Source organism: Kitasatospora sp. NBC_00458, assembly GCF_036013975.1.
Taxonomy (GTDB): domain Bacteria; phylum Actinomycetota; class Actinomycetes; order Streptomycetales; family Streptomycetaceae; genus Kitasatospora.
Genome location: NZ_CP107904.1, coordinates 6,375,143 through 6,391,374, shown reverse-complemented (window position 1 = coordinate 6,391,374; position 16,232 = coordinate 6,375,143). Strand labels below are relative to the sequence as shown.

Annotated in this window: 15 protein-coding genes; 8 read left to right on the top strand and 7 right to left on the bottom strand. The window is 71.2% G+C overall.

The features are described 5' to 3' along the window. Positions 1-199 precede the first annotated feature (199 nt). Positions 200-1,222 (top strand): COX15/CtaA family protein, encoded by a 1,023-nt coding sequence (locus tag OG550_RS26700; protein WP_327681684.1) that lies wholly within the window; start codon positions 200-202, stop codon positions 1,220-1,222. Between the two features lie 263 nt (positions 1,223-1,485). Continuing rightward, on the top strand, positions 1,486-2,391 hold the full coding sequence (locus OG550_RS26695) for a hypothetical protein (RefSeq protein WP_327681682.1): 906 nt from the start codon (positions 1,486-1,488) through the stop codon (positions 2,389-2,391). Between the two features lie 100 nt (positions 2,392-2,491). Here the strand turns inward: OG550_RS26695 and OG550_RS26690 are convergent, their stop codons facing one another. Then, positions 2,492-2,830 carry a hypothetical protein gene (locus OG550_RS26690; RefSeq protein WP_327681681.1) on the bottom strand — a complete coding sequence of 113 codons (339 nt, stop codon included), beginning with the start codon at positions 2,828-2,830 and terminating at the stop codon, positions 2,492-2,494. A gap of 177 nt (positions 2,831-3,007) precedes the next feature. Here OG550_RS26690 and OG550_RS26685 point away from each other — a divergent pair, with 177 nt between their 5' ends. Then, entirely contained in the window at positions 3,008-3,649 is a 642-nt protein-coding gene (locus tag OG550_RS26685) for a DUF2461 domain-containing protein (RefSeq protein WP_327681679.1), read from the top strand. A 135-nt stretch (positions 3,650-3,784) separates the two neighbouring features. On the opposite strand, the gene OG550_RS26680 is transcribed toward OG550_RS26685, so the two are convergent. Beyond that, entirely contained in the window at positions 3,785-4,726 is a 942-nt protein-coding gene (locus tag OG550_RS26680; RefSeq protein WP_327681677.1) for a heme o synthase, read from the bottom strand. 484 nt (positions 4,727-5,210) lie between these two features. Here OG550_RS26680 and tkt point away from each other — a divergent pair, with 484 nt between their 5' ends. The 5 genes from tkt to pgl all read left to right on the top strand — a co-directional run bounded on the left by tkt (position 5,211) and on the right by pgl (position 12,148). Next, positions 5,211-7,307 (top strand): transketolase, encoded by a 2,097-nt coding sequence (gene tkt / locus OG550_RS26675; RefSeq protein ID WP_327681676.1) that lies wholly within the window; start codon positions 5,211-5,213, stop codon positions 7,305-7,307. A 94-nt stretch (positions 7,308-7,401) separates the two neighbouring features. Next, entirely contained in the window at positions 7,402-8,541 is a 1,140-nt protein-coding gene (gene tal, locus OG550_RS26670) for a transaldolase (protein ID WP_327681674.1), read from the top strand. 63 nt (positions 8,542-8,604) lie between these two features. Further along, entirely contained in the window at positions 8,605-10,161 is a 1,557-nt protein-coding gene (gene zwf, locus OG550_RS26665; protein WP_327684162.1) for a glucose-6-phosphate dehydrogenase, read from the top strand. Then, positions 10,158-11,363 carry a glucose-6-phosphate dehydrogenase assembly protein OpcA gene (gene opcA, locus OG550_RS26660; protein ID WP_327681672.1) on the top strand — a complete coding sequence of 402 codons (1,206 nt, stop codon included), beginning with the start codon at positions 10,158-10,160 and terminating at the stop codon, positions 11,361-11,363. The genes zwf and opcA overlap by 4 nt, the downstream gene beginning before the upstream one ends. Beyond that, positions 11,360-12,148 (top strand): 6-phosphogluconolactonase, encoded by a 789-nt coding sequence (gene pgl / locus OG550_RS26655; RefSeq protein ID WP_327681670.1) that lies wholly within the window; start codon positions 11,360-11,362, stop codon positions 12,146-12,148. The genes opcA and pgl overlap by 4 nt, the downstream gene beginning before the upstream one ends. A 78-nt stretch (positions 12,149-12,226) precedes the next feature. Here pgl and OG550_RS26650 read toward each other — a convergent pair whose 3' ends face one another. From OG550_RS26650 to gap, 5 genes are all read right to left on the bottom strand, one after another. Further along, a complete protein-coding gene (locus OG550_RS26650) occupies positions 12,227-12,514 on the bottom strand; it encodes an RNA polymerase-binding protein RbpA (protein ID WP_243436955.1) in 288 nt (95 codons plus the stop codon). Positions 12,515-12,719: 205 nt separating this feature from the next. Next, complete coding sequence (gene secG, locus OG550_RS26645) at positions 12,720-12,956, bottom strand: preprotein translocase subunit SecG (RefSeq protein ID WP_327681667.1); 237 nt, start codon at positions 12,954-12,956, stop codon at positions 12,720-12,722. Between the two features lie 87 nt (positions 12,957-13,043). Then, positions 13,044-13,829 carry a triose-phosphate isomerase gene (gene tpiA, locus OG550_RS26640; RefSeq protein WP_327681665.1) on the bottom strand — a complete coding sequence of 262 codons (786 nt, stop codon included), beginning with the start codon at positions 13,827-13,829 and terminating at the stop codon, positions 13,044-13,046. Between the two features lie 7 nt (positions 13,830-13,836). Continuing rightward, positions 13,837-15,042 (bottom strand): phosphoglycerate kinase, encoded by a 1,206-nt coding sequence (locus OG550_RS26635; protein ID WP_327681663.1) that lies wholly within the window; start codon positions 15,040-15,042, stop codon positions 13,837-13,839. A 151-nt stretch (positions 15,043-15,193) separates the two neighbouring features. Then, positions 15,194-16,198 (bottom strand): type I glyceraldehyde-3-phosphate dehydrogenase, encoded by a 1,005-nt coding sequence (gene gap, locus OG550_RS26630; RefSeq protein WP_327681661.1) that lies wholly within the window; start codon positions 16,196-16,198, stop codon positions 15,194-15,196. Positions 16,199-16,232: the final 34 nt, after the last annotated feature.

Here is a 16,232-nt window from a genome sequence, read left to right as displayed (position 1 = left end):
GGTGATTGGTCAAGACCAATGACCGAATTGCCCCAATGGTTCGTTCTGCGGCTTCCTTCCCGAACTCCCGGACCCCGATCCGCCGCACGGCCCGGACGGAGCCGCGCGCACCCGCCCGCCGACCGACCGCCGACCGCGCGCGACGCCACACCCCGTGAGGCCCGGCCCCGCCCCAAGATCGCCCGTAAGGGCGCATACCATGGACGCCGTGCTGAAGACCACCCCCTTCTCCCTGCTCGCCGAGCGCTGGAAGCCCTCCGCCGAGACGGTCCGGCGTGCCGCGTTCGCCGCGCTGGTGATGAGCGTGGTGATCGTCGTGACCGGCGGCGCCGTCCGGCTCACCGCCTCCGGCCTCGGCTGCACCACCTGGCCGCGCTGCACCGACGAGAGCCTGACGCCCACGCCCGAAATGGGCCTGCACGGCATCATCGAGTTCGCCAACCGGATGCTCACGTACGTGCTGAGCGCCGCCGTCGGCTGGGCGATCCTGGCCGCCCGGTGCCACCGGCCGTGGCGGCACGGGCTCAGCAAGCTCGGCTGGGCCCAGTTCTGGCTGGTGATGAGCAACGCCGTGCTCGGCGGCATCACCGTGCTGACCGGACTCAACCCGTACACGGTGGCGCTGCACCTGATCGCCGCGATGGCCCTGGTCTGGGTCGCCCTGCTGATGTGGGAGCGGTCCAAGGAGGGCGACGGCCCGGCCCGCCTCCTGGTCGCCGAGCCGATCAAGCGGCTCGCCTACGTCCTGGTCGGCGTGATCGGCCTGCTGGTCGCCGCCGGGACGCTGGTCACCGGCGCCGGCCACCACCCGGGGACGCCCAAGGACAACAAGTTCGTCCCGCGGATCCCGATCGACTACGACCGCCTCGCCCAGGTCCACGCCGACCTGGCGTTCGTCTCGCTCGGCCTGGCGGTCGCGGTGCTCTTCGTCTTCGCCGCCGTGAAGGCCCCGCCGGCCGCCCGGGCCCGGGCGCGCGAGCTGCTGGTCGTCCTGCTCCTCCAGGGCGTGCTGGGCTTCGTCCAGTACTTCACCGACGTCCCGGAGCTGCTGGTCGGCATCCACATGCTGGGCGCGACGCTCACCTGGATCGCGGCCCTGCGCATCCCGCTTGCCCTGCGCGTCCGCGGGGACGGGGCCGCCCCGGCGGGCACCCTCCCCGCGTCGGCCACCACCGAGGACGCCCCCCAGGCTCCCCAGACCCCCCAGGCCGCCGCGGTCTGAACCCGCCCCGCGCACGCCGAAGGGCCCCGGTCTCGCGGAGACCGGGGCCCTTCGGCAGATGTGGCCACACGCGAGCCACGGACAGGTGTTCGGGAAATTCCATCCGGTTGCGGTGCTCGTATGTATATGCTCTGCCTGCCTCGACAGCGAGGCGCACTCCAACCCTCCTCGCCCGCCGCCCCTGTGGCGGAAGCCCGGGCCAGGATGTCGTCGGAATTCCACTGCACCCTCCCCCACCGGGGAGGCCGAGTGATGGAGGCCCAGTGCCCAGCACTGCCTACGTGTACGTTCCCGCCCCTTCCCGACGAAACCTCGAGATCGGGCTGGCCCAGGGGCTCTGGGGGTGGCGCACCCCCACGCTGGACCGTGCGGGCGCCCGCGCCGCCGTGGAGAGCCTGGTCGAGGGCGACTTCCTCGTCCTCGCGTACAAGGGACCGAACTGCCGGGTCGAGGCCGGGCAGTGGAGCCACGCCAGCCTCAAGAGGGTCGTCGTCACCCGCGTCACCCGCCCGTACTTCAGGGACGAGAACCCTGTCTGGCCGGACGACGACTACCCCGAGCGCATAGGCCTGGACGTCCTCAACGAGGAGACGGACGTTCAGGGCCAAGCCCTCGGGGACCAGGCCATGGAGGCACTGCGCCTGTCCGCGAACAAGCAGGGCGCCGCTCTCGTGGCCGACGGGATCGACGGCGTCATCCGGTTCGCCGCCACGACTCCGAACAGCCCTTCCTCGGATGGCAGCACGGGCCTCGTGGACCACTCGGGGCCGGACAGCGAGGTCGTACAGGTACTGGTCCGCCGCGAGCAGGGAAAGCTGAGGCGGAAGCTGCTCAACGGTGCCACCACCGCGACGTGTGCCCTCTGCGGGCGTACCTTGCCCACGCGGTACATCCGCGCCGCGCACATCAAGCGGCGCGCCGATGCCACCTCGCTGGAACGCAAGTTGATGGCGAACATCATGCCCGCCTGCCTGCTCGGCTGTGACGAGCTGTTCGAGCACGGTCGCATCGTCGTGGACGACAGTGGATTCATCCAGGTCCGCCCCCGGACCACCGACACCGTCGATCTGCTGAGCGCGGCCGAAGCTCTGCAGGGGCGGCTCGTAGCCGGCTTCTCCCCGGACCGCGCCGGCTTCTACGCTTGGCATCGCGAGAACACCAGCAGCTGACTGGAGCGCCCGGGGCCGGCCCGTTCAAGACTCCGCACCGAAGGGCCCCGGTCTCCGCGAGACCGGGGCCCTTCGGTGTGCGCGGGTGCGACCGGGGCGGTCAGCCGCCGATCTGGATGCCGGCCATCCGCTTCCACTCGTACGGGCCGGTCCTCACCTTCAGGGCCAGCTCGCCCTCGAACGAGTCGTGCAGGGTGACCCCGGCCAGCTCGGCGGCCCGGCGGCCGACCGCGTAGCTCGGCGCGACCTGGTCGCCCCAGGTGCCGTCCGCGCCGACCACCACGATCCGGGTGGCGACCCCGCCGACGTACTCGACGACGCCGTCGGCGCTGCCGCCGTGCTGCCGGGCGAAGCTGGTGAGGTGCTTGGCGATGCGCTTGGCGCGGCGCTCGGCGCGGGCGTCCGGCGCGGCGGTGGTGGCGGTCTCTGCGCTGCTCATGCCCCGCATGCTACCGATCGGTAGCGGGACTGGCGACGGGAGCGGGCTGTGCCCCGGGCCACACGCCCGCGGCGCTCCGCCCCGCACCGCGCCCGCACACCGCACCCCGCGCACCCGGGCCGCCCACGTCCGCGCTCGGGCCGCCCCGGGCCGAGCGGCGGGCCACATACTGGTGGGGTGACCTTCGATGGCTGGCCCGCCGAGGCGCTCGACTTCTACGAGCACCTGGAGGCGGACAACTCCAAGACCTTCTGGCAGTCCCACAAGGCCCGGTACGAGCACGCCGTACGGGAGCCGATGGAACGGCTGCTCGCCGAGCTGGAACCCGAGTTCGGGCCGGGGAAGATCTTCCGCCCCAACCGCGACGTCCGGTTCAGCGCCGACAAGTCCCCGTACAAGACGCACATCGGCGCCCACCTGGCGGCCGGCGGCTACGTCCAGCTCTCGGCCGACGGCCTGGCCTGCGGCAACGGGCTCTACCAGCTCGCCCCCGACCAGCTGGAGCGGTACCGGGCGGCCGTCGCCGAGGACGTCACCGGCGCCGAGCTGGAGCGGGTGGTGGCCCGGGTCCGGAAGGCCGGCCCGCAGGTGGTCGGCCGGGACTCACTGAAGTCCGCCCCGCGCGGGTACCCCAAGGACCACCCCCGGATCGCCCTGCTCCGCCACAAGGGCCTGGTCGCCTGGCAGGAGTGGGCCCCGGAGGCCTGGCTGGGCACCCCGGACGCCTACGACCGGATCACGGCCTTCCTGCGCGCCTCGCAGCCCCTCAAGGACTGGCTGGACGGCCACGTCGGCCCGTCCGAGCTCCCCGCCCGCTGAGCAGCGCACCCGGACAACGCACCCCCGGCAACGCACCCCCGGCAGCACACCCGGACAACGCACACCCAGACAACGCCGAAGGGCCCCGGTCCGAAGACCGGGGCCCTTCACGGCGGCACGGGACTCAGCCCGGCCTCACTTCACGAACGGGTCCACCGCGATCACCACGAACAGCAGCGTCAGGTAGGTGATCGACCAGTGGAACAGCCGCATCTCCTTGAGCTTGGCGCCCACCAGCCCGGCCTTGGCCCGGGAGTACAGCGCGTGCGCCTCCTTGAGCCACGCGGCACCCAGCACCACCGCCGCGACGGGGTAGAGCAGGCTGGTGTCGGCCAGCGGCCAGAGCGCCAGCGAGACGGCCACCATCACCCAGGAGTAGGCGACGATCTGCTTGGCGACGGCCAGGTTGCCCTTGATCACCGGCAGCATCGGCACGCCGGCCCGCTCGTAGTCCTCGCGGACCTTCATCGACAGCGGCCAGTAGTGCGGCGGCGTCCAGAAGAAGATCACCAGGAAGAGCACCAGCGCCGACCACGAGACCGTGTTCGTGACGGCCGCCCAGCCGACGAAGACCGGCATGCAGCCCGCGATGCCGCCCCAGACGATGTTCTGCGCGGTGCGGCGCTTCAGTCCGAGCGTGTAGACGAACACGTAGAACAGCAGCGCGCCCAGCGCGAGGGCGGACGAGAGCCAGTTGACCAGCGCGCCCAGCCAGAGCGTCGAACCGACCGCGAGGGTAATGCCGAAGACCAGCGCCTCGCGCGGCGACACCATGCCGGTGACGATCGGGCGGCGCTCGGTCCGGGACATCACGGCGTCGATGTCGCGGTCGATGTACATGTTGAGGGCGTTGGCACCGCCCGCCGAGAGGTAACCGCCGATGACCACCTTCAGTACCAGGAGGAGGTCCGGGACACCGCGCTGCGCCAGGAACATCACCGGCACGGTGGTGATCAGCAGCAGCTCGATGATCCGTGGTTTGGTCAGTGCGACGAAGGCGCCGACACGGGCCCCGAACGGCCGTTGCGCAGGCGTCGCCCCGGTGACCCCGGCGGGACGGGATTCGACGGCGGTCACTAACACCCCAACTGAAGATGAATCCTCACAGGCGGCCACCGGAACGTTGTTCCCGAATCGTCCGCTCTGCGCGTACCACGCCACCTTAGACGCTCCATATCTCCCCACCGGCCCCGGGGTGCCCCGGCGGGGCGGAACGCACACCGCCGGGTGAACCCCGCCGCTCCGGCCTGGACCGATGCCCGCGGACCCCTCCGCGGACCCCTCCCGGGCGGGGCCGTCCCCCTCCCGCGCCCCGGAGAGGCGAACCTCCCCAATCCGGGCGAGGGTGGACAAAGGATCCGGCCGTCCGCCGGGGAATGACGACCAACATGCCTGAGTTGTCCCACCACGGAGGGTGAGCCCCGGCCCGGGCGGTAGGCTCGCCCACAGAAGCGGGATCTACCCTCCGTGACCGGCACCACCCAGCGTCCGGCCCCAGCGACGTGGCCGACCCGGTCCCTCACGGGGTCACTCTTCACAATGGAAGGAGCCCTGAGACAGGGTGAGCACGACGCCGAATTCATTCGAGTGGTCCGACCTCGACGAGCGGACGGTCGACACCGCCCGCGTTCTGGCCATGGACGCGGTCCAGAAGGTCGGCAACGGGCACCCCGGGACGGCCATGTCGCTGGCCCCCGCGGCCTACCTGATCTTCCAGCGCTTCCTGCGCCACGACCCCACCGACCCGGCGTGGGTCGGCCGCGACCGGTTCGTCCTCTCCCCGGGGCACACCAGCCTGACCCTGTACACCCAGCTCTACTTCTCCGGCTACGGCCTGGAGCTGGACGACCTCAAGGCCTTCCGGGTCGCCGGCAGCCGCACCCCGGGCCACCCCGAGCACGGCCACACCGCGGGTGTCGAGACCACCACCGGCCCGCTCGGCCAGGGCATCGGCAACGCCGTGGGCATGGCGATGGCGGCCCGCTTCGAGCGCGGCCTCTTCGACCCGGACGCCCCGGCCGGCGAGTCGCCGTTCGACCACACCGTCTGGGCCATCGTCTCCGACGGCGACCTGGAGGAGGGCATCTCCGCGGAGGCCTCCTCGCTGGCCGGCCACCAGAAGCTGGGCAACCTGGTCGCGCTCTACGACGACAACCACATCTCGATCGAGGGCGACACCGAGACGGCGTTCTCCGAGGACGTCCTCAAGCGCTACGAGGCGTACGGCTGGCACGTCCAGCGGGTCGCCCCGAAGTCCAACGGCGACATCGACGTGGCGGCGCTCGCCGACGCCCTCGCCGCCGCCAAGGCCGAGACCTCCCGCCCGTCGATGATCGCTATGCGCACGATCATCGCCTGGCCGGCCCCGGACGCCCAGAACACCGCCAAGGCGCACGGCTCCGCGCTCGGCGGCGCCGAGATCGCCGCCACCAAGAAGGTCCTGGGCTTCGACCCGGAGAAGACCTTCGAGGTGAGCGACAAGGTCATCGAGCACGCCCGCCTGGTGATCAAGCGCGGCAAGGCCGCCCGCACCGAGTGGGAGCGGTCCCTCGACGCCTGGCGCGCCGCGCACCCGCAGCGCGCCGCCGAGTTCGACCGCATCCAGGCCGGCGAGCTGCCCGAGGGCTGGAAGAAGGCGACGCCCGTCTTCGAGGCCGGCAAGGCCGTCGCCACCCGCAAGGCCAGCGGCGAGAGCCTGAAGGCCTTCGGCGCGGTGATCCCGGAGCTGTGGGGCGGCTCGGCCGACCTCGCGGAGTCCAACCTCACCACCATCGACGAGGACAGCTCCTTCCTCCCCGAGGGCAACCCGCTGAAGTCGGCGAGCCCGTACGGCCGGACCATCCACTTCGGCATCCGCGAGCACGCCATGGGCTCGACCATGAACGGCATCGCGCTGCACGGCCGGACCCGGGTCTTCGGCGGCACCTTCCTGGTGTTCGCCGACTACATGCGCCCGGCGGTCCGCCTGGCCGCGCTGATGAAGCTGCCGGTCACCTACGTGTGGACGCACGACTCCATCGGCCTCGGCGAGGACGGCCCGACCCACCAGCCGGTCGAGCACCTGGCCTCGCTGCGCGCCATCCCGGGCCTGGCCATGGTCCGCCCGGCCGACGCCAACGAGACCGCCGTCGCCTGGCGCACCGTCCTGGAGCGGCAGACCACCCACCCCGGCCCGGTCGGCCTGGCGCTCACCCGCCAGAACGTCCCCACCTTCGACCGCACGGTGTTCGGCTCCGCCGAGGGCACCGCGAAGGGCGGCTACGTCCTCGCCGAGGCGTCCTCCGGCGACCCGCAGGTGATCCTGCTCGGCACCGGCTCCGAGGTCCAGCTGGCCGTCAAGGCCCGCGAGGTCCTGGAGGCCGAGGGCATCGCCACCCGCGTGGTCTCGCTGCCGTCCTTCGAGTGGTTCCAGGAGCAGGACCAGGCCTACCGCGACAGCGTGCTGCCGCCGTCGGTCAAGGCCCGCGTCTCGGTCGAGGCCGGCATCGCCCAGGGCTGGCGCGAGCTGGTCGGCGACCACGGCCGGATCGTCTCGCTGGAGCACTTCGGCGCCTCCGCCGACTACCAGGTGCTCTTCGAGGAGTTCGGCCTGACCGCCGAGCGCGTCGTCGCCGAGGCCCACAACGCGCTGCGCTCGCTGGAAGCCGTCAACCGCTAGCGGCACCCGCCGGCCGGGCGCACCGACCGCACACCGGGCGCCCGGCCGGCCCCCCGAGGACCCCACGGACATACAGACGAAGGACTGAAGCACCATGACTGACGCACTGAAGCGCCTCAGCGACGAAGGCGTGGCGATCTGGCTGGACGACCTCAGCCGCAAGCGGCTGAACAGCGGCAACCTCGCCGAGCTGGTGCAGCACAAGCACGTGGTCGGCGTCACCACCAACCCGACCATCTTCCAGAAGGCGATCGGCGGCGGCGACTCCTCCTACGACGGCCAGCTGCGCGACCTCGCCGTCCGCAAGGTCACCACGGACGAGGCCGTCCGCATGATCACCACCTCGGACGTGCGGGACGCCGCCGACGTGCTGCGCCCGGTCTACGACGCCTCCAACGGCCGCGACGGCCGGGTCTCCATCGAGGTCGACCCGCGCCTGGCCCACGAGACCGCCGCGACGGTCGCCGAGGCCAAGCAGCTGTGGTGGCTGGTCGACCGCCCGAACGTGTTCATCAAGATCCCCGCCACCCGGGCCGGCCTGCCCGCGATCAGCGAGGTCATCGGCAAGGGCATCAGCGTCAACGTCACGCTGATCTTCTCGCTGGAGCGCTACAAGGCCGTCATCGACGCCTACCTGACCGGTCTGGAGGCCGCCAAGGCCAAGGGCCTGGACCTCTCGCAGATCGAGTCGGTCGCCTCCTTCTTCGTGTCGCGCGTCGACACCGAGATCGACAAGCGCCTGGACAAGATCGGCGGCGACGCCCGCGACCTCCGCTCGAAGGCCGCGCTCGCCAACGCCCGTCTCGCCTACCAGGCGTACGAGGAGGTCTTCGGCAGCGTGGACGCCAAGACCGCCGGCAGCGACCGCTGGAGCGCCCTGGAGGCGGCCGGCGCCAAGCCGCAGCGTCCGCTCTGGGCCTCCACCGGCGTCAAGGACCCGGCCCTGCCGGACACCCTGTACGTCACCGAGCTGGTCGCCCCGGGCACCGTGAACACCATGCCCGAGGCCACCCTTGAGGCGACCGGCGACCACGGCGTGGTCACCGGCGGCACCATCGTCCCCAACTACGCCGACGCGAAGGCCGTCATGGACGCCATCGCCGCCGCCGGCGTGGACTACGACGACGTCGTGCAGGTCCTGGAGGACGAGGGCGTGGAGAAGTTCGAGCAGTCCTGGAACGAGCTGCTCGACACCGTCACCGCTTCGCTGGCTTCCTTCGCCGGCGAGAAGTGACCCCTGCTCACACAGCCAGCGCACGAAAGCGGAGCCCATCAAGTGAGCACTGACTTCCCTGAGTTGACGTCGGACTCGGACGCAGGCGACCCCACGCCGGCCCCCGTCAACCCGCTTCGTGACCCCACCGACCGGCGGCTCCCGCGCATCGCGGGGCCGTCCGGCCTGGTCATCTTCGGGGTCACCGGCGACCTGTCCCGCAAGAAGCTGATGCCGGCCATCTACGACCTGGCCAACCGCGGCCTGCTGCCGCCGGGCTTCTCGCTCGTCGGCTTCGCCCGCCGCGAGTGGGAGGACGAGGACTTCGCCAAGGAGGTGCACGACGCGGTCAAGGACCACGCCCGCACCCCCTTCCGCGAGGAGGTCTGGCAGCAGCTCGCCAAGGGCATGCGCTTCGTCCAGGGCGACTTCGACGACGACGACGCCTTCGACAAGCTCCGCGCCACCATCGAGGAGCTGGACAAGGCGCAGGGCACCGGCGGCAACTTCGCCTTCTACCTGTCCGTCCCGCCGAAGTTCTTCCCGACCGTCGTCCAGCAGCTGAAGAAGCACGGACTGGCCGACCCGCCCCAGGGCTCCTGGCGCCGGGCCGTCATCGAGAAGCCCTTCGGCCACGACCTGGAGTCCGCCCAGGAGCTGAACCGGATCGTCCACGAGGTCTTCCCCCGGGACGAGGTCTTCCGGATCGACCACTACCTGGGCAAGGAGACCGTCCAGAACATCCTGGCGCTCCGCTTCGCCAACCAGATGTTCGAGCCGATCTGGAACCGGTCGTACGTCGACCACGTGCAGATCACCATGGCCGAGGACATCGGCATCGGCGGCCGGGCCGGCTACTACGACGGCATCGGCTCCGCCCGGGACGTCATCCAGAACCACCTGCTCCAGCTGATGGCGCTCACCGCCATCGAGGAGCCGGCGTCCTTCCACCCGAAGGCGCTGGTGGCCGAGAAGCTCAAGGTGCTCAGCGCCGTCAAGCTCCCGGCCGACCTCGGCAGGCACACCGTGCGCGGCCAGTACGCGTCCGGCTGGCAGGGCGGCGAGGAGGTCGTCGGCTACCTCGACGAGGACGGCATCAACCCGGACTCGCGGACCGACACCTACGCGGCCATCAAGCTGGAGATCAACAACCGCCGCTGGGCGGGCGTGCCGTTCTACCTGCGCACCGGCAAGCGGCTCGGCCGCCGGGTCACCGAGATCGCGGTGGTCTTCCAGCGCGCCCCGTACCTGCCGTTCGACTCCTACGCGACCGAGGAGCTGGGGCAGAACGCCCTGGTCATCCGGGTCCAGCCGGACGAAGGCGTCACCGTGCGGTTCGGCTCCAAGGTGCCGGGCACCTCCTTCGAGGTCCGCGACGTCACGATGGACTTCGCCTACGGCGAGTCCTTCACCGAGTCGTCCCCGGAGGCGTACGAGCGGCTCATCCTCGACGTGCTGCTCGGCGACGCCAACCTGTTCCCGCGCCACCAGGAGGTCGAGCTCTCCTGGCAGATCCTCGACCCGATCGAGAAGTACTGGGACTCCCACGGGAAGCCCGCCCAGTACCCGGCCGGCACCTGGGGCCCGGTCGAGGGTGACGAGATGCTCGCACGAGACGGCAGGAGCTGGCGCCGGCCATGAAGATCGACCTCACGGACACCACGTCCAGCAAGATCAACGCCGCCCTGATGGAGGCGCGCCGGGCCAGCGGGTCCACCGCCGCCGGCATGGTGCTCACCCTGGTGATCGTGACCGACGAGGGCAGCGCCTACGACGCCCTCAAGGCCGCCAACGACGCCTCCCGCGAGCACCCCTCGCGCACCCTGGCGGTCATCAAGCGCGCCGGGCGTTCGCCCCGGGCCCGCGCCGAGACCCGCCTGGACGCCGAGATCCTGGTCGGCTCCGCCGCCGGCTCCGGCGAAACGGTCATCCTGCGCATGCACGGCGAGCTGGTCTCGCACGCGCAGTCGGTCGTCCTGCCGCTGCTGCTGCCGGACGCCCCGGTCGTGGTCTGGTGGCCCGAGAATGCGCCGCTGCACCCGGCGCAGGACCCGCTGGGTTCGATCGCCCAGCGCCGGATCACCGACGCGGTCACGGCCGAGTCCCCGGTGGGCCAGCTCGCCCAGCGGGCGCAGAGCTACACCCCCGGCGACACCGACCTGGCCTGGACCCGGATCACCGGCTGGCGCTCGATGCTGGCCGCCGCCCTGGACCAGCGGCCGTCCACGATCACCTCCGCGGTGGTCGAGGGCGAGTCGTACAACCCCAGCGTCGAGCTGCTCGGCCTCTGGCTGCACACCCGGCTGCACGTGCCGGTCGAGCGGGTCGTCACCAACGGCCCGGGCATCACCGCGGTGCACCTGCGCACCACGGACGGGGACATCACCCTGGACCGCCCGGACGGCCTGATGGGCACGCTCAGCATGCCCGGCTCGCCGGACCGCCAGGTGGCGCTCAAGCGGCGCGAGACCTCGGAGCTGATCGCCGAGGAGCTGCGCCGCCTCGACCCGGACGACATCTACGCGGCGGCCGTGCGCACGCCGGTGGACCGGCTGCGCGAACCGTCCGACGAGCCGGCTCCGGTGGTCGAGGCGGCCGCCGCCGAGGTCGCCGTGGCGGCCGTGGCGGCTGCGGCCGAGGCCGCGGTGGCCGCCGAGACGCCCGCACCCGCCAAGCAGGCGCCCGCCGAGGCGCCCGCCCCCGCGAAGCAGGCGCCCGCAGAGAAGCCCGCCCCGGCGAAGAAGGCGCCCGCCGAGAAGCCCGCCCCCGCGAAGAAGGCGCCCGCGCCCGTCACCGCGAAGAAGGCCTCCGGCAAGCGGTCCGCCAAGAAGGCGGGGGCATGACGGCCGCCACCCCGCAGCTGGTCGTCCACCGGGACAAGGAGCTGATGGCCCAGGCCGCCGCGGCCCGGCTGATCACCCGGATCGTGGACGCCCAGGCCGCCCGCGGCACCGCCTCGGTGGTGCTCACCGGCGGACGGAACGGCAACGCCCTGCTGGCCGCCATCGCCGCCTCCCCGGCGCGGGACGCGGTCGACTGGGCGCGGCTCGACCTCTGGTGGGGCGACGAGCGGTTCGTGACCGCCGCCGACCCGGAGCGCAACGCCGTCCAGGCCCGGGCCGAACTGCTGGACGCCGTCCCGCTCGACCCGGCGCGGGTGCACGAGATGCCCGCCTCGGACGGCGTGGACGGCTCGGACGTCGAGACGGCCGCCGCACGGTACGCGGAGGAGCTGGCGAAGGCGGCCGGACCGGGCGACCGGCTCGGCGTCCCCGCCTTCGACGTGCTGCTGCTCGGCGTCGGCCCGGACACCCACGTCGCCTCGCTCTTCCCCGAGCACCCGGGCGTCCGGGAGACCGGACTGACGGTGGTCGGCGTGCGCGGCGCGCCGAAGCCCCCGCCGACCCGGATCTCGCTCACCCTCCCGGCGATCCGGGCGGCGCGCGAGGTCTGGCTGCTGGCGGCGGGCGAGGACAAGGCGGGCGCGGTCGCGCTGGCCCTGTCGGGCCCCGGCGAGCTCCAGGCGCCCGCCTCCGGCGCGTACGGGCGCGGTCGCACGCTGTGGCTGCTGGACCGCTCCGCGGCGGCCCAGCTGCCGCCCCAGCTGTACCCGCCGGCCTCGGCCTGAGCACGCGCGAAGGGCGTCACCGTTCTCCCGAACGGTGACGCCCTTCGTGTCGTCCCGTGGCCCGCAGCAGCCCGGCGCTCAGATCTCGCCGCGGAGCTTGGCCAGCGCCTCCGCGAGGATCGCCTCGCCGTCGGCGTCGGTGCGGCGCTCGCGGACGTAGGCGAGGTGGGTCTTGTACGGCTCGTTGCGGGACGGCGCGGGCGGGTTGTGCTCGTCCTGGCCGGCCGGGAAGCCGCACCGCGGACAGTCCCAGGTCTCCGGGATGACCGCTTCGGCCGCGAAGCTCGGGCGGGTCTCGTGCTTGTTGGCACACCAGAAGGAGATCCGGTTGCGGGGGGCGGATTCGCCGCGCTCCGCCTCACCCATCGGGCCGGCTCCGACCCTGCTGCCACGGATGGCGTTGCCACTTGCCACGGTCTGACTCCCTGCGTGCTGGTGCGCCGACCCGCCGCGATGCGCGTCGGTGGCGAAAGTCGTCCTAGTGTAAGCAGGAGTTAAGGATGCGCCACCACCGGCTCCGCCCCGGACCGTTCCAGCATAGGCCGCGGGGCGACGGGGCGTCAGAGGTACGTCAGCTCTTGTACTTCATGACCAGGCCCAGCACCATGATGCACGCGAACCAGCCGAGTCCGACCACGATCGTGATGCGGTCCAGGTTGCGCTCGGCCACTGCCGAGCCGCCACCGGTCGACATCGCGCCGCCGCCGAACATGTCCGACAGGCCGCCGCCCTTCCCCTTGTGCAGCAGCACCAGGAGGATCATCAGCAGGCTGAAGACGATCAGGGCAATCGAGAACCCGATAACCACGACGGGACCAACTCTCTCGTATCTTCGGCGAAGGGGCCGGACCGCGCACGGCGGTCCGGCCCCAAAGCCTACGTTGCTGCGGCGGCGTTAGCCTACTGCCTGGTCACGGTACCGCACGATCTTGACGAACTCGTCGGCGTCCAGGGAGGCACCGCCGATCAGGCCGCCGTCGACGTCCGGCTTGGCCATCAGGCCGGCCGCGCTGGAGGACTTGACCGAGCCGCCGTACAGCACCCGGACCTTCCCGGCCAGCTCGGCGTCGTACAGCTCGGCGATCCGCACGCGGATGGCGGCGCAGACCTCCTGGGCGTCCTCGGGGGTCGCCACCTCGCCGGTGCCGATCGCCCAGACCGGCTCGTAGGCGACCACGATGGACTCGGCCTGGCCGGCCGGGACGTCCTTCAGGGCGCCGTCGAGCTGGGCCAGGGTGTGCTCGACGTGGGTGCCGGCCTTGCGGACCTCCAGCGGCTCGCCGATGCAGAGGATCGGGGTGACCCCGCTGCGGTAGGCGGCCTTCACCTTGGCGTTGACGATCTCCTCGTTCTCGCCGTGGTACTGGCGGCGCTCCGAGTGGCCGATCACCGCGTAGGTGCACTTGAGCTTGGCCAGCATCGGGCCGGAGACCTCGCCGGTGTACGCACCGGAGTCGTGCTGCGAGATGTCCTGCGAGCCGTACTTGATCTTCAGCTTGTCGCCGTCGACCAGGGTCTGCACCGAGCGGAGGTCGGTGAACGGCACGAGGACGGCCACCTCGACCGACTCGTAGTCCTTGTCGGCCAGCGCGAAGGCCAGCTTCTGGGTGTGCTGGATGGCCTCAAGGTGGTTGAGGTTCATCTTCCAGTTGCCCGCCATCAGCGGGAGACGCTCAGTCATTGCTTTCTCAGCCTTCCAGGGCGGCGAGACCGGGAAGGGTCTTGCCCTCCAGGTACTCAAGGCTCGCGCCACCGCCGGTCGAGATGTGCCCGAACTTCGTCTCGTCGAAGCCCAGGATGCGGACGGCCGCGGCGGAGTCGCCGCCACCGACCACGGAGAACGCGTCACCGTCGACCAGTGCCTGGGCGACGGCCTTGGTGCCCTCGGCGAAGGCCGGGTGCTCGAAGACGCCCAGCGGGCCGTTCCAGAACACCGTCTTCGCGTCGGCCAGCTTCGCCGCGAAGAGCTCGCGGGTCTTCGGGCCGATGTCCAGGCCCTCCTTGTCGGCCGGGATGCCGTCGGCGTCCACGACCTCGAAGTCCTCGACCGGCGCGTGCGTCTTGGTGTCCGGGAACTTCGCGGAGATCGCGACGTCCACCGGCAGCACGAACTCGACGCCGCTCTCCTCGCCGCGCTTCAGGTAGTCCAGGACCGTCGGGATCTGGTCCTCCTGCAGCAGCGAGATGCCGACCTCGTGGCCCTTGGCCTTGAGGAAGGTGTACGCCATGCCGCCGCCGATCAGGATGCGGTCGGCCTTGCCGAGCAGGTTGTCGATCACGCCGACCTTGTCGGAGACCTTGGAGCCGCCGAGCACCACCACGTACGGGCGCTCGACCTCCTCGGTGAGGCGCTTGAGCACGCCCACCTCGGTGGCGATCAGGTCGCCGACCGCGTGCGGCAGGCGGGCCGGCAGGTCGAACACCGAGGCGTGCTTGCGGTGCACCGCACCGAAGCCGTCGCCGACGTAGAGGTCGGCCAGCTCCGCCAGCTCGTCCGCGAAGGCGCCGCGCTCGGCGTCGTCCTTGCTGGTCTCACCGGCGTTGAAGCGCAGGTTCTCAAGCAGCGTGACCTCGCCGTCGGCCAGGGCGGCGACGGTGGCCTTCGCGCTCTCGCCCACGGTGTCGGTCGCGAACGCGACCGGCTTGCCGAGGATCTCGCCGAGGCGGTCGGCCACCGGCGCGAGGGAGAACTGCGGGTCCGGCTCGCCCTTCGGGCGGCCGAGGTGGGAGGCGACGACGACCTTCGCGCCGCGCTCGACGAGCTTGGCGATGGTCGGGGCGACGGCGCGGATCCGGCCGTCGTCGGTGATCGCGCCGCCGGACAGCGGGACGTTCAGGTCCGCGCGGACGAACACGCGCCGGCCGGCGACGTCCAGGTCTTCGATGGTCTTCACGGTCTTCGGTCTCCTGGCGAGAAGATGGAGCAGGCGACGGCACAACGGCGGGCCGTCAAAAGGGAGTTGAGGGTGCGCAGACGGAGGGCCCGGTCGGCTTCGCACATGCCTTCCGGGCCCTCCCCCCTACTTCACATCAGCTCCCGCTGCGTCAGAGCCGGCCACCGACGAGGGTGGTCAGGTTGACGAGGCGGTTCGAGTAGCCCCACTCGTTGTCGTACCAGCCGAAGATCTTGACCTGGTTGCCCTGGGCCATCGTCATCAGCGAGTCGAAGATCGTGGAGAACGGCGAGTTCACGATGTCGGAGGAGACGATCGGGTCCTCGGTGTACTGCAGGATGCCCTTGAGGGTGGTCTCCGAGGCCTTCTTGAAGGCCTCGTTGACCTCGGCGACGGTGACGTCGCGCTCCAGGGTGACGACCAGGTCGGTGATCGAACCGGTCGGGACCGGGACGCGCAGCGAGGTGCCGTCCAGCTTGCCCTTGAGCTCGGGCAGGACCAGGGCGGTCGCCTTGGCGGCACCCGTCGAGGTCGGGATGATGTTGAGGGCCGCGGCGCGGGCGCGACGCAGGTCCTTGTGCGGGAAGTCCAGGGTGACCTGGTCGTTGGTGTACGCGTGCACCGTGGTCATCAGACCCTTGACGATGCCGAAGTTCTCGTTCAGCACCTTCGCCAGCGGCGCCACGCAGTTGGTGGTGCAGGAGGCGTTGGAGATGATCGTGTGGTTCGCCGGGTCGTACTTGTCGTCGTTGACACCGATGACGATGGTGATGTCCTCGTCGGTGGCGGGCGCCGAGATGATGACCTTCTTGGCACCGGCGGCGACGTGCTTCTTGGCCGCCTCGGCCTTGGTGAAGATGCCGGTCGACTCGATGACGATGTCCACGCCCAGCTCGCCCCAGGGGAGGTTGGCCGGGTCGCGCTCGGCGATGACCTTGAAGGTCCTGCCGTCGACGGTGATGCTGTCAGCGGTGTGCGAGACCTCGCCCTGGAAGGTGCCCAGGATCGAGTCGTACTTGAGCAGGTGCGCCAGGGTCTTGGTGTCGGTCAGGTCGTTGACACCGACGATCTCGATGTCCGCGCCCTGGGCCTGAACCGCACGGAAGAAATTGCGGCCGATGCGGCCGAATCCGTTGATGCCTACCCGGATCGTCACGAACCGATCTCCTCGTTAGGTACGCCGGACGCTA

What these genes read in the sequence shown, in the direction of transcription:
- OG550_RS26700 (WP_327681684.1), top strand. Translation starts at nt 200, where the DNA reads ATGGACGCCGTGCTGAAGACCACCCCCTTCTCCCTGCTCGCCGAGCGC.
- OG550_RS26690 (WP_327681681.1), bottom strand. Translation starts at nt 2,830, where the DNA reads ATGAGCAGCGCAGAGACCGCCACCACCGCCGCGCCGGACGCCCGCGCC.
- tal (WP_327681674.1), top strand. Translation starts at nt 7,402, where the DNA reads ATGACTGACGCACTGAAGCGCCTCAGCGACGAAGGCGTGGCGATCTGG.
- opcA (WP_327681672.1), top strand. Translation starts at nt 10,158, where the DNA reads ATGAAGATCGACCTCACGGACACCACGTCCAGCAAGATCAACGCCGCC.
- pgl (WP_327681670.1), top strand. Translation starts at nt 11,360, where the DNA reads ATGACGGCCGCCACCCCGCAGCTGGTCGTCCACCGGGACAAGGAGCTG.
- OG550_RS26650 (WP_243436955.1), bottom strand. Translation starts at nt 12,514, where the DNA reads ATGGGTGAGGCGGAGCGCGGCGAATCCGCCCCCCGCAACCGGATCTCC.
- tpiA (WP_327681665.1), bottom strand. Translation starts at nt 13,829, where the DNA reads ATGACTGAGCGTCTCCCGCTGATGGCGGGCAACTGGAAGATGAACCTC.